We start from the raw sequence: 12,512 nt of genomic DNA, 5'->3' as shown, positions 1-12,512 counted from the left end.
GACCCGAATGCGATATCTTTCAACCCGTGGCGGCATGGCGCCGCAACCCTTCACCGACGTGCTGCTCGAAGGGCTCGCGCCCGATGGTGGCCTGGCCGTGCCCGAAAGCATCCCCCAGATCTCGGCGCAGCAGCTTGAGTCCTGGCGCGACCTGTCGTATGCCGACCTGGCATTCGAAGTCCTGCAGCACTTCCTGACCGACATTCCGGCCGACGACCTGCGCGCGTTGACCCACGCCGCCTACCGGCCCGAGGTCTTCGGCAGCGACGTGATCGTACCGCTCAAGCCTCTCGCAGGGGGCATGTCGCTGCTCGGGCTGTCCGAAGGCCCGACGCTGGCGTTCAAGGACATGGCCATGCAGTTGCTGGGCCACCTGTTCGAATACACGCTTAGCCGCCGCCACTCCACGCTCAATATCCTTGGCGCGACCTCGGGCGACACCGGCTCGGCCGCCGAGTACGCCATGCGGGGCAAGAAAGGCGTGTCGGTGTTCATGCTGTCGCCGCAAGGCCGCATGAGCGCGTTCCAGCGCGCGCAGATGTATTCGCTGCAGGACGAGAACATCCACAACATCGCGGTGCAGGGGGTGTTCGACGACTGCCAGGATATCGTCAAGGCGGTCAGTGGAGACCTGTCCTTCAAGATCGAACATCGCATTGGCGCGGTCAATTCGATCAACTGGGCGCGTATCGCCGCGCAGGTGGTGTACTACTTCCATGGCTGGCGCATGGCCACGCAGCCGTCCAACGGTGGCGAGCTGCCGCAGGTGTCGTTCGCCGTGCCCTCGGGCAACTTCGGCAACATCCTTGCGGGGCACTTCGCTCGCAGCATGGGTCTGCCGATCCGCCGCCTGGTGCTGGCCACCAACGAAAACAACGTGCTCGAAGAATTCTTCCGCACGGGCATCTACCGTCCGCGCGCGTCGGCTGAAACGCACCAGACGTCCAGCCCATCCATGGACATTTCCAAGGCCTCGAATTTCGAGCGATTCGTGTACGACCTGATGGATCGCGATGCCGCCAAGGTCAAGGCCTTGTGGGATCAACTGGCCACCGAAGGCAGCTTCGATCTGTCGTTGTACAAGCCCGAATTCGAAACGCGCTTTGGTTTCGTGTCCGGCGCGAGCACCCACGCCGACCGTCTGGCCACCATCCGCCAGGTCAAGGCCGAAACGGGTGTGGTCATCGATCCGCACACGGCGGACGGCGTCAAGGTCGCGCGGCCTTTTGTCGAAACCGGTATTCCCATGCTGGTGCTGGAAACCGCTTTGCCGATCAAGTTTGGCGAAACGATCGAGGAAGCCCTGGGCGAACTTGCACCGCGTCCTGCCGCATTCGAGGGCATCGAAGCGCTGCCCCAGCGTGTCCAGATTCTCGACGCCGACGTGCAGACGATCAAGGATTACATCGTCAAGCATGGCGCTGCCTGATCGGCCAATGAAAGTTTTCGGGATTGCCGGCCACAGTGGGGCGGGCAAGACCACGCTGATCGAACGCGTCATTCCCATCCTCGTCCGGCACGGGCTGAAGGTATCGTTGATCAAGCATGCGCATGACCGCTTCGACATCGACCGGCCGGGCAAGGATTCCTACCGGCATCGGGAAGCCGGCGCCAGCGAGGTCCTGCTGACCTCGGCGCATCGATGGGTGCTGATGCACGAGTCCCGTGACGAAGCCGAGCCCGGCATGGACGCGCAGTTGGCGGTACTTTCGCCCTGCGACGTGGTGCTGGTGGAAGGGTACAAGCGCTGGCCATTGCCGAAGCTGGAAGTATGGCGCGCCGAGACGGGCAAGCCGCCCATGTATCCCGACGACCCGTCGGTGGTCGCCATTGCGACCGACCGTCCAGACACGATCCCCGACCCGGGGGAACGGGATGTGCTGGACCTCGACCAGCCGGCGCACGTTGCGCTGTGGCTGCTCGACACCCTGAACCGATTGCCTGCCGCGCGCTAGCGGCACGAAGGAGACGTTGTGAAACCCGTTGCCCCCCCTTGCTGACCATGGACGAGGCGCTGGAGCGCCTGTTGGCACGCGCAACGCCGCCGACCGGCGCGACCCAGGACGTCGATCTGATGGATGCCACGGGTCGCGTGCTGGCGACCGACATCACCTCGTCCATCAACGTGCCGTCTGTCGACAATTCGTCGATGGATGGGTATGCCGTCAGGACCGCCGACGGCGCCGCGCTGGCCGACGGACTGCCGGTATCGCAACGCATTCCCGCGGGATCGGTGCCGACCCCGCTGGCCCCCAACAGCGTCGCCCGGATCTTTACCGGCGCGGAAGTGCCCGCTGGCGCCGACGCGATCATCATGCAGGAACAGGCGGTCGTGGATGGCGATCGTGTGCGCTTCACGGTCGCTCCAGCAGCGGGCGAGTGGGTGCGCACGATAGGCTGTGATATCGAGGCAGGCTCCCGCATCCTGACGGCGGGCATGCGCCTGCGTCCGCAAGATGTCGCGCTGGCCGCCTCGGTCGGTGTGGCGACCTTGGCCGTGCGGCCGCGCCTGCGGGTGGCTACCTTTTTTACCGGCGACGAACTTGCCATGCCGGGCGAACCCCTGGCGCCGGGCAAGATCTACAACTCGAACCGCTATCTGCTGCGTGGCCTATTGCAGGCCTTGCCGGTGGAACACACCGATCTGGGCATCGTTCCCGACACGCTGGAAGCGACACGCGATACGCTGCGCCGCGCGGCGGCGGACAACGACCTCGTCATTACCACCGGGGGCGTGTCGGTCGGTGAAGAAGACCACGTCAAGCCCGCGGTGGAAGCCGAAGGCCATTTGGATCTCTGGAACCTGGCGATCAAGCCTGGCAAGCCCCTGGCCTTTGGCGGCGTGCGTCGGGGCGACGCGTCCGAAGCCGCCTTCATCGGGCTGCCGGGCAATCCGGTGTCCAGTCTTGTGACGTTCGCCTTTTTCGTGCGGCCTTTGTTATTGCGCCTGGCAGGCGTGGCCGACGTCACGCCGGTGCGCGTGCCGATGCGCGCCGATTTCGTGTGGCCCAAGGGCGACCGCCGCCGGGAATTCCTGCGGGTGCGGCGCAACCTTCAGGGCGGCCTCGACCTGTTTCCGAACCAGTTGTCCAACGTGCTAACGTCCACCGTCTGGGGGGATGGCGTGATCGACAACCCGCCTGGCCAGACCATCGCCCAGGGCGATATGGTCCAGTTCATCAGCTTCGCGGATCTTCTGACATGAACATTGAACTGCGCTTTTTGCATCGCTGCGCGAATCGCTGGGCAAGGATCGCGAACGCGCGACGCTGCCCCCCGACGTGCAGACCGTAGGCGATCTGCGCGCCTGGCTCGTCGCGCGCGGAGACGACTGGGAGGCCGCGCTGGGCGGTGCGCGCCCCGTGCGCGCAGCGGTTGACCAGACCATGGTGACAGCGGACGCGCCTTTGCATGACGGCGCCGAAGTGGCGTTTTTTCCACCGGTGACCGGGGGCTGATCATGTCCGTGAGCGTGCAGCATGACGACTTCGACGCCGGCGCCGAACTGAAGGCGTTGCAGCAGGACCCTTCCGTGGGTGCCATCGCCAGCTTCATCGGCACGGTGCGCGACATCAACGCGGGCGAGGGCGTCGCCTCGATGACGCTGGAGCATTACCCCGGCATGACGGAAAAGGCCCTGACCGAGATCGTCGAGCAGGCTCGCGCGCGGTGGGCGTTGAATGGCGTCCGGGTGATCCACCGGGTGGGGGAGTTGCGGCCCACTGACCAGATCGTGCTGGTGGCCGTCGCCTGCCGGCATCGGGGCGATGCCTTCCAGGCGTGCGAATTCATCATGGATTACCTGAAGACGCAGGCGCCGTTCTGGAAAAAGGAAGTGACGGCGGATGGTGCGCGGTGGGTGGATGCGCGCGACAGCGATCACGATGCGGCTCGGCGCTGGGGCTTACCGGAGCAGGGCTGAGAGGCTGATTGGGGAGCTGTGTGCGGATTTGCGCGCGGGCTCCAGCTGACAAACTGCGTCTCCGTTGACATGACCGGGTCGGGTCCGGGTCTGGGTCACAAGTCCTAGGTCACTGCTCACTGGTCCAAAGTCTCGGATCTCGAGTCATAAGTCACAGGTCACAGGTCACAAGTCACAAGTCCCAGGTCACGAGTCCCAGGTCCCAGGTCACAAGTCCCAGGTCACAAGTCCCAGGTCACAAGTCCCAGGTCACAAGTCCCAGGTCCCAGGTCATAGGTCCCAGGTCCCAGGTCATAGGTCCCAGGTCATAGGTCACAGGTTCCAGGTCACAAGTCACAAGTCCCTAGTCACAAGTCCCAATTCATTGGCCACAGCTCACACGTCTCAGGCCGCCTTCCCTGTGAGGCCCTGGAACATCACCTTGCCGCGTTATCGGCTGCCTGCCTGACCCGTTCGATCTGCCTGTACACCCGGTCCGCGGCTGCCAGCCCGCTGCGCACGGCGCCTTCCAGCGTTGCCGGATAGCCGGTGTCCGTATAGTCGCCCGCCAGCGTCACCGTCGTCCATGGCGTGCGATTGGCGGGGCGCACCAGGCCGGGTATGGCTGCAAAGGTGGCGCGCTTTTCGATGATCAATGACGTGTCCGTCACGGCAGGAAGTGGCGGCAGGCGGTCTGGATGGGCGGCCAGGTGATCGCGCAATTGCTGGACGAGCAGGGCGATGGCCGCATCGCGGGGTCGGTCTGCCAGGGCACTGGCTTCGCTGATCACCACGGTCAGTTCCGCATGCTCGGAAGGCAGTCCAAGCAAGGCGCCGCGGTCGAAGACCCACTGGCCATCATGGCCGGTGGCGGGGTCATCGAATAGCATCATCATCGGGGAAGGCAGTCGATAGGGACCCGCCAGACGCACGGTCAGCGTGGCAATGGGCAGATACGTAAACGCCCGCAGTGTGTCGCATAGCGGGGCCGAGTTCTCGAGCCCTGAGAGCAGCCGGGCAGCGACGACGGGTGGGACGGCAAGTACGACCTGGTCGAACAGGAGGCCGTCTACCGAGACACAATCTCTGCCCAATTCGACAGCGGCCCCGCCAACGTCATCGTACGCACGCGCGCCCCCACCGAAATTCGTCCCTGTACCGTGAGCTGCTGCCGCACCCGCACCCGCACTCGCACCCGCACCCGCACCCGCACCCGCACTCGCACCCGCACCCGCACCCGCACCCGCACCCGCACCCGCACCGGCACCCGCCGAAGCCGCACCCGCCTCGGTCCCACCCCCGCGACCAGCCCGATCGAGCGGACCGCATGCCCATACCGCATCGTGCACCGCGCGGCGGCGGCTTGCGGCCACAGGGCGGACAGGTCCACTCTCGGAATCAGCAGGTCGCTGTCGGCGCGCGTCGTGGCCAGGCTGTCCCGCAGCACCACGGCGAACAGCCTTGCGCACGCCTGGTCCAGAGGCGTATTCAAGGCCGCCAGGCACAGCGGCCGCCACAGCGTTTCGATGACACGATCCGTTTGGCCGGTGGCCGTCAGCAGGTCACGGACCGTAGGCTGCGCCGGCTGGAAGCGGCAGGCTTTCAATGCACTGAGCAGACGGATGGCCGCGCGTTTGTCGCTCCATGTCAGGCCCCGCGCGGTCAGCAGCGCGACGGCGACATGCAGGGGAGCGGGCAGCCATGCTGGCGCTTTCAACTCGAACTGGCCATCGGCGCTGACCAGTCGCAGCGGCGATCGCTGCAGCGCCGCGTCGGGTTCCATTCCAAGGCTGCGCATCAGGGCCAGCGTGTCGGTGTAGGCGCCCAGCAGCAGGTGCTGGCCATTGTCCAGGTTGGCAGCGAAGCCCCCGCCTGCGGCGTCATGGCTTGCTGCACCTTGGCTCGCGACCCCGTGCCTCGCAAGGCCCTCGCTTCCAGCACCCCAATCACCTGCACCTTCCGCGCCGTGACGCCTCCCTATCGCTCCACGAATCCGTCCGCTGTCCGGCTCGGCCGTGAACGCTTTCGAGCGCATCGGCACACGCCGCGCCCGCCCGCCGGGCTCGTGAGCGCTTTCAAACACGGTGACATCGCAACCGCGCTGCGTCAGGCGCGCCGCCGCGGCCAGCCCGGCCCAGCCGGCGCCGACCACTGCGACCCATGGCCGTCTAGGCGTCACCAACTCAGGCGCCGATGCGGCGCTGCACGAACCTGCCGCCACTGACGTACGTGCGCCACGCCAGCCACAGCTTGCGCACGGGCGTGAGCGAGATGCGCTGATGAAGCACCTGGAATTGCGAGGCTTCGATCTCGTCGAGCAAGGCGTAGTAGATGGCGGCCATCATCAGCCCGGGGCGCTGGGGCCGGCGGTCCTGTTCCGGCAGCGCGGCCAGGGCGTCGCGGTACGCGGCGCGGGCCCGGTCGCATTGGAATTGCATCAGCGCGGTGAACCGGTCCGAATACTTGCCGTTCAGGATTTCGGATGCCTTGACGTCGAATTGCTGCAGTTCGTTCACCGGCAGATAGATGCGGCCCTTGCGCGCGTCGTCGCCCACGTCGCGGATGATATTGGTCAGTTGGAAGGCCAGGCCAAGCTTGTCGGCATAGACCAGGGTGGCGGGGTCGCTGTAGCCGAAGATGCCGGCCGACAGCTCACCGACCACACCCGCGACATGCCAACAGTACTTACGCAGTCCCGCGTAGTCCAGGTACCGCGTCTGATCCAAGTCCATTTCCATGCCGTCCACGATCGCCACCAGCCGGGCCTGGGTGATTCCACAGCTTGCCAGGTGAGGTTGCAGCGCCTTGGTGACCGGATGATCGGGTTTGCCGTCGAACAGCTTCTGGATTTCGGTGCGCCACCAGGCCAGCTTGATGCGGGCCACGGAAGCGTCGCTGGCTTCGTCGACCGCGTCGTCCAGTTGCCGGCACAGGGCATATAGCGCGGTGATCGCCAGTCGGCGCTCCGGGGGCAGGAACAGGAAGCTGTAGTAGAAGCTGGAACCGCTCTGCGCGGTCTTTTCCTGGCAGTACTGATCAGGCGTCATAGTGAAGAGGAGGTTGCGGGCAGGGTGTGCGGCAGGCGGCACGCTCGCCAGGCCAGCAGGAGCCAGTCGGACTTGCCGAGCACGGGCCGGTGGCGGAACACGTCGAAGCCGACCGCCTCGATCCGTTCAAGGATGCGCAGTCCGCCCAGCACGACAAGGCGCAATTCCCATCCGATCCGGCCTGGAAGCGCCAGGGCCAAGGGTGCCCCGAAGTGTAGCAGCGCCCGTGCGCGATCGACCTCGAAGGCCATGAGTTCGCGGAAAGGCCCATCGGCGCGGTGCGCGGCGATGGCCTCCTCGGTCACCCCGAAGCGGGTGCGGTCGTCCAGCGGCACATAGATCCGGCCCTTGTCCCAATCGACCCCCACGTCCTGCCAGAAGTTGGTCAGCTGCAATCCCGAGCAAATGGCGTTGGACCAGGCCAGGTGCCGGGCCGTCGCGGCGCCGTAGAGCCGCAGCATCAGCTCCCCGACCGGGTCGGCGGAGCGTTGGCAGTAGTCCAGCAATGAGGAATAGTCCGCATAGCGCTTGACCGTCACGTCCTGGGCAAAGGCCGATAGCAGGCGACGAAAGGGCGCAAGGGGCAGGTTGTGCCGGTCGATGGTCGACGCCAGCGGCACGAAGATCGAGGCAAGATCGGGGTCGAAGGTAGAGGCAGCCACCGAATGCGCCAAAGATGGTTTGCCGTGCGTATCCTGATCGTCCTGAACGCCTCGTGCAACGCCGATCCGGTCCAGCATCACCTGATACCGCGTCAATCCGGCAAGGCGTTCGGCATCGGTGGCATCGCCTTCGTCGGCGATATCGTCGGCGCTGCGGGCAAAACGGTACAAATCGGTGACCGATCCGCGCAAGGCGGGCGGCAGCAGGAAGGACGCGACAGGAAAGTTTTCGTAGTGATCGACAGGCATGGGGGCTCGGAAGGGCAGGCAGGCATCATACCGACAGATGGACCAGAGGTTTTCACCAGGATGAACCTGTCCAGGTTGACGGTTAGTGATTTGCCTTCAGGTGGCCGATAATGAGGCACCCACGACTCTTGAGTGTTGCCATGTCCGATGCCCGTACCGCGCGCCCACCCCGCCAGCGACCTGTTCCAGGGTCGGCCAGGCGGATGCTGCGGACGGCCGGGGTCCTGTTGCTGGGTCTGGCTGCCACGGCCGGGCTGACGGCATGCAAGGACAAGGCGCCGGCCGAAGCCGAGGTGCTGCGGCCTGTCCGTACGCTCGTCCTTGAAGCGGGCGACGTCAACCTGGTGGGCGAATTTCCCGCCGAGATCCGCCCCCGGGTCGACTCGGCGCTGGGGTTCCGGGTGGCGGGCAAGATCCTGGAACGGCGGGTGCAGGCCGGCCAGGAAGTCAGGCGGGGCCAGGTGCTGGCGCGGATCGACGCGTCCGACCTGCGCCTGAACGAAAGCGCGTCGCGTGCGCAGCTGGCCGCGGCCGACGTGGACCGCAAGCAGAAGCAGGCCGATCTGGCGCGCTACGACGAATTGCGCCGCAAGGGCTTCATCAGCGCCGCCGAGTTCGAAGCGCGCCGCACGGCGGCGGAGGCGTCCCAGGCGCAGTACGAGCAGGCCCGCGCCGGCCTGTCGGTGCAGACCAACCAGGCCGATTACGCCGTGCTGACGGCGCCCGCGGACGGTGTCGTCACCAGTGTGGACGCGGAGGTCGGGCAGGTGGTGGCGGCAGGGCAGTCCGTCATGCACGTGGCCGGGTCGGCCGACAAGGAAGCCGCTTTCCAGATCCCCGAAAACCGCGTCGATCAGGTCCGTGGCTTGAACACGGCCGACGTGACGCTGTGGTCCGGTGGGCCGCCCATAAAGGGTGTCATCCGCGAGATCAGTGCATCGGCGGACCCGTCGACCCGGGGCTTTGCCGCGCGCCTGCGACTGATCGATCCCCCGCCCAGTGTGCGGTTCGGCATGACGGCCACGGTGCGGTTCGCCGGCCGCAGTGAACAACCCCTGGTGCGCGTGCCGCTCAGCGCCTTGCTGCGGCAGGATGATCAGACCTGGGTCTGGGTATTTACGCCCGATACGGGCGTGGTCACCCGCACGCCGGTCCGCCTGGCCACCGTCACCGATACCGAAGCGCTGCTGGAAAGCACCTTGCCCGCGCGGGCAGAGATCGTCACGGCCGGCGTGCACCTGTTGCGCGAAGGCCAGCGGGTGAAGCGGCTGGAGACGGCAGCCGCGCCCGGCACCCGCTCGTCATCGGCGTCCTCCACGGCCGCGGCATCCAACGGCGCGGCGTCGGTCATGCCGGGTGGCGCCCCCGCGCCTGGCAGTGGCGCCAATGCGGCTTCCGCCAGCGGAGCACCACGCTGATGTCGGGGTCCCAACAGCACCGTTTCAACCTGTCCCGCTGGGCGCTGGAACATCAGCCCATCGTCCGATACCTGATCGCCGTGCTGCTGCTCGGCGGGGTGTTCTCCTACATGCAGCTGGGTCAGGACGAAGACCCGCCGTTCACCTTCCGTGCCATGGTGGTGCGGGCTTACTGGCCAGGCGCGTCGGCGGAACAGACGATCGAGCAGGTGACGGACCGCATCGAACGCGCGCTGCAAACGGTGCCGTATGCCGACAAGATCCGCAGTTACGCCAAGCCTGGCGAGACGCTCACCATTTTGCAGCTGGAAGAGGGTGCGCCGGTATCGGCGGTGGCGGACAGTTGGTATCAGGTGCGCAAGAAGGTGTCCGATATCCAAAGCACCTTTCCCGCCGGTACGGTCGGGCCCTTCTTCAACGATGAATTCGGCGACACGTTTGGCGTCATCTTTTCGTTCTCGGCCGACGGCTTCAACTACGCTGAACTCAAGAAGTACGTCGAAGACGTGCGCCAGCAACTGTTGCGCGTGCAGGACGTGGCCAAGGTCGAGCTGTTCGGCGTTCAGGATGAAAAGGTCTATATCGAGGTCCCGCAGCGCAAGCTGGCGCAGTACGGAATTTCTCTGGAAAACGTGTCGAGCCAGCTGACTGGCCAGAACGCCATTGAACCGTCCGGCGTGCTGGTGCTGCCCGACGAACGCCTGTGGGTGCGCGTAACGGGCCAGATCAAGGACGTGGAAGGGCTGCGCAATCTCCCCATCCGGGTCGCGGCCAGTGCGCAAAACGCGGCGGGGGTGTCGGCGGGCGGGACGGTCCGCCTCGGGGACATCGCCACGGTCGAACGCGGCTATGTGGATCCGCCTACCAGCAAGATGCGTCATGGCACGGCGGCGGGCAGCCAGGAAGTGATCAGTCTGGGCGTGTCGATGGTCAAGGGCGGCGACATCGTCGGGCTGGGCAAGCGCCTGACCGAGGTCGAACGCCGGATCAACGCAAGCCTGCCGGTGGGCATCGAGATGGTCAAGACAGCCGACCAGCCCAGCGCGGTCAAGGAGTCGGTCGGCGAGTTCGTGCACGTGCTGATCGAAGCCGTGGTGATCGTGCTGGCCGTCAGTTTCCTGGCGCTGGGGCTGCACACGCGGCCGTTGCGGCTTGACGTGCGGCCGGGACTGGTCGTGGCGCTGACCATCCCCCTGGTGCTGGCCGCGACCTTCCTGTGCATGCATATTTTCAACATCAACCTGCACAAGATTTCGCTGGGTGCGCTGATCATCGCGCTGGGCCTGCTGGTGGACGACGCCATCATCGCCGTCGAAATGATGGTGCGCAAAATGGAAGAGGGCATGGACCGGCTGGATGCCGCGACCTTTGCCTACCAGTCCACTGCGTTTCCGATGCTGACCGGCACCCTGATCACCGTGGCGGGTTTCCTGCCGATCGCGATGGCCAAGTCGTCGGCCGGCGAATACACGTTCTCGATCTTTGCCGTCACGGCGATTGCGCTGATCCTGTCCTGGATCGCGGCGGTCATCTTCACACCGTACATCGGTTTCCTGCTGTTGCGGATCAAGCCGCATCAATCCGCCAACGGCAATCCCGACGATCCGGGGCACCCCGGCCCGGCTAGCGAACACGACGTGTTCGACACCCGGTTCTATCGCGGCCTGCGGCGTCTGGTCGATGCCTGCCTGCGGTTTCGCTGGATCGTCATTGGCATCACGGCGGCGATGCTGGTGCTGGGCGCGGCAAGCTTCAGCGTGATCGAGCAGCAGTTCTTCCCGGAATCCAATCGCCCGGAACTGACCGTGGACCTGTGGCTGCCCGAAGGCGCGAGCTTCCAGGCGACCGAGGCCGAAGCGCTCAAGCTCGAAAAATGGTTGTCGGCCCAGCCCGAAGTGTCGAGCCACCTAACCTACATCGGCGTCGGCAGCCCCCGCTTCTACCTGCCGCTGGACCTGCAGTTGAACCAGGTCAACCTGGCGCAGGTGGTGGTGACGTCGCGCGGCCTGGCGGACCGCAATGCGCTGCGTGCGCGGCTGCAGACCCTGTTCGACAATGATTTTCCGAACGTGCGTGGGCGCGTGAAGTTGCTGTCCAGCGGTCCGCCAGTGCCGTACGACGTCCAGTTCCGCGTGCAGGGGACCGATATCGCGGTGGTCCGGCGCATTGCCGACCAGGTCAAGGAAATCGTACGAGCCAACCCCAATACGGTGGGCGTGAATGACAACTGGAACGAGAACGTCAAGGTGTTGCGTCTGGAGATCGACCAGGACAAGGCCCGGGCCTTGGGCGTGACGTCGCAGAACCTGCAGCGCACCGCGCAACTGCTGCTGACGGGCGCGCCTATCGGCACCTTCCGAGAGGAAAACAAGCTCATCGATATCGTGGTGCGCCAGCCTGCCGATGAACGCGCGGCCATGACCCGCCTGGCCGAGGCCAGCGTACCGACGACATCGGGCCGCTACGTACCCTTGTCGCAGATCGCGACGCCGCATCTGACCTGGGAGCCCGGCGTGATCTGGCGCCAGAACCGGGACTACGCGATCACCGTCAACGCCGACGTGCGCAATGGCATCCAGGGCCCGACGGTCACGGCGCAGATCGACCCCAAGCTGGCCGAACTTCGCCGCAATCTGCCGGCAGGCTATGAGATTGCCGTGGCCGGCGCCACCGAAGAATCCGGTACGGCGCAATCTTCGATCGTGGCCAATGTCCCGCTGATGCTGGTGCTGGTCATGACGCTGCTCATGGTGCAGCTGCACAGTCTGTCGCGGGCGATCCTGGTGTACCTGACCGGTCCGCTGGGCATCATCGGGGCGGCGCTGGCGCTGCTGCTGTTCAAGGCGCCGTTCGGGTTCGTCGCGCAACTGGGTGTGATCGCCTTGCTGGGCATGATCATCCGCAATTCGGTGATCCTGATCGACCAGATCGAGCAGCACGTGAAAGAAGGGGAGGCGGTGTGGACCGCCATCGTCGAGTCCGCGGTGCGGCGCTCGCGGCCGATCATGCTTACCGCCGCGGCCGCCGTGCTGGCCATGATCCCGCTGTCGCGTAGTACGTTCTGGGGGCCGATGGCCGTCGCCATCATGGGCGGCCTGATCGTCGCCACGTTTCTCACCCTGCTATTCTTGCCGGCTCTTTACGCGGCCTGCTTCCGGGTCAGGCGCCCCGATGCGCCGCGCCAGGCTTGATTGCGTTCAAGCTTGAATCCGATGTCTTCAGCCCCACAGTCATA

10 protein-coding genes and 1 pseudogene are annotated in these 12,512 nt (G+C 65.7%); 7 read left to right on the top strand and 4 right to left on the bottom strand.

The annotated features are described in order from the left end of the window. Positions 1 to 7: 7 nt before the first annotated feature. From thrC to moaE, 5 genes and pseudogenes are all read left to right on the top strand, one after another. A complete protein-coding gene (thrC, locus tag ACNANG_RS01985; RefSeq protein ID WP_420225779.1) occupies positions 8 to 1,429 on the top strand; it encodes a threonine synthase in 1,422 nt (473 codons plus the stop codon). A gap of 7 nt (positions 1,430 to 1,436) precedes the next feature. Beyond that, on the top strand, positions 1,437 to 1,955 hold the full coding sequence (mobB, locus tag ACNANG_RS01980) for a molybdopterin-guanine dinucleotide biosynthesis protein B (RefSeq protein ID WP_420225778.1): 519 nt from the start codon (positions 1,437 to 1,439) through the stop codon (positions 1,953 to 1,955). Between the two features lie 38 nt (positions 1,956 to 1,993). Then, positions 1,994 to 3,205 (top strand): gephyrin-like molybdotransferase Glp, encoded by a 1,212-nt coding sequence (gene glp, locus ACNANG_RS01975; RefSeq protein ID WP_420225777.1) that lies wholly within the window; start codon positions 1,994 to 1,996, stop codon positions 3,203 to 3,205. Next, positions 3,202 to 3,458: pseudogene (gene moaD, locus ACNANG_RS01970) on the top strand (molybdopterin converting factor subunit 1). Before glp ends, moaD begins: the two are co-directional and overlap by 4 nt. Positions 3,459 to 3,460: 2 nt before the next feature. Continuing rightward, on the top strand, positions 3,461 to 3,922 hold the full coding sequence (gene moaE, locus ACNANG_RS01965) for a molybdopterin synthase catalytic subunit MoaE (protein WP_420225776.1): 462 nt from the start codon (positions 3,461 to 3,463) through the stop codon (positions 3,920 to 3,922). A 416-nt stretch (positions 3,923 to 4,338) separates the two neighbouring features. Here moaE and ACNANG_RS01960 read toward each other — a convergent pair whose 3' ends face one another. From ACNANG_RS01960 to hpnC, 4 genes are read right to left on the bottom strand one after another with little or no spacing between them, the layout of a single operon-like run. Next, entirely contained in the window at positions 4,339 to 4,995 is a 657-nt protein-coding gene (locus ACNANG_RS01960; RefSeq protein ID WP_420225775.1) for an FAD-dependent oxidoreductase, read from the bottom strand. Continuing rightward, the gene (locus ACNANG_RS01955) at positions 4,971 to 6,083 is read right to left on the bottom strand and encodes an NAD(P)-binding protein (RefSeq protein ID WP_420225774.1); all 1,113 of its coding nucleotides are present in this window, start codon (positions 6,081 to 6,083) and stop codon (positions 4,971 to 4,973) included. The genes ACNANG_RS01960 and ACNANG_RS01955 overlap by 25 nt, the downstream gene beginning before the upstream one ends. 1 nt (position 6,084) lies before the next feature. After that, a complete protein-coding gene (hpnD, locus tag ACNANG_RS01950) occupies positions 6,085 to 6,948 on the bottom strand; it encodes a presqualene diphosphate synthase HpnD (protein ID WP_420225773.1) in 864 nt (287 codons plus the stop codon). Continuing rightward, positions 6,945 to 7,859, bottom strand: coding sequence for a squalene synthase HpnC (gene hpnC / locus ACNANG_RS01945; RefSeq protein WP_420225772.1), 915 nt, complete (start codon positions 7,857 to 7,859; stop codon positions 6,945 to 6,947). The genes hpnD and hpnC overlap by 4 nt, the downstream gene beginning before the upstream one ends. Before the next feature lie 140 nt (positions 7,860 to 7,999). Between hpnC and ACNANG_RS01940 the strand changes: the two genes are divergently transcribed. Both ACNANG_RS01940 and ACNANG_RS01935 read left to right on the top strand, forming a co-directional pair. Beyond that, complete coding sequence (locus ACNANG_RS01940) at positions 8,000 to 9,277, top strand: efflux RND transporter periplasmic adaptor subunit (protein ID WP_420225771.1); 1,278 nt, start codon at positions 8,000 to 8,002, stop codon at positions 9,275 to 9,277. After that, entirely contained in the window at positions 9,277 to 12,468 is a 3,192-nt protein-coding gene (locus ACNANG_RS01935) for an efflux RND transporter permease subunit (RefSeq protein WP_420225770.1), read from the top strand. Before ACNANG_RS01940 ends, ACNANG_RS01935 begins: the two co-directional genes overlap by 1 nt. Positions 12,469 to 12,512 lie beyond the last annotated feature (44 nt).

Origin of the sequence: Pigmentiphaga litoralis, from assembly GCF_048632615.1 — a bacterium.
Classification (GTDB): Bacteria; Pseudomonadota; Gammaproteobacteria; order Burkholderiales; family Burkholderiaceae_B; genus Pigmentiphaga; species Pigmentiphaga litoralis_B.
This window is presented reverse-complemented; position numbering and strand designations above follow the sequence as displayed.

Coding starts and splice junctions, on each gene's coding strand:
- thrC (WP_420225779.1), top strand. CDS start 8: ATGCGATATCTTTCAACCCGTGGCGGCATGGCGCCGCAACCCTTCACC.
- mobB (WP_420225778.1), top strand. CDS start 1,437: ATGAAAGTTTTCGGGATTGCCGGCCACAGTGGGGCGGGCAAGACCACG.
- moaE (WP_420225776.1), top strand. CDS start 3,461: ATGTCCGTGAGCGTGCAGCATGACGACTTCGACGCCGGCGCCGAACTG.
- hpnD (WP_420225773.1), bottom strand. CDS start 6,948: ATGACGCCTGATCAGTACTGCCAGGAAAAGACCGCGCAGAGCGGTTCC.
- hpnC (WP_420225772.1), bottom strand. CDS start 7,859: ATGCCTGTCGATCACTACGAAAACTTTCCTGTCGCGTCCTTCCTGCTG.
- ACNANG_RS01940 (WP_420225771.1), top strand. CDS start 8,000: ATGTCCGATGCCCGTACCGCGCGCCCACCCCGCCAGCGACCTGTTCCA.
- ACNANG_RS01935 (WP_420225770.1), top strand. CDS start 9,277: ATGTCGGGGTCCCAACAGCACCGTTTCAACCTGTCCCGCTGGGCGCTG.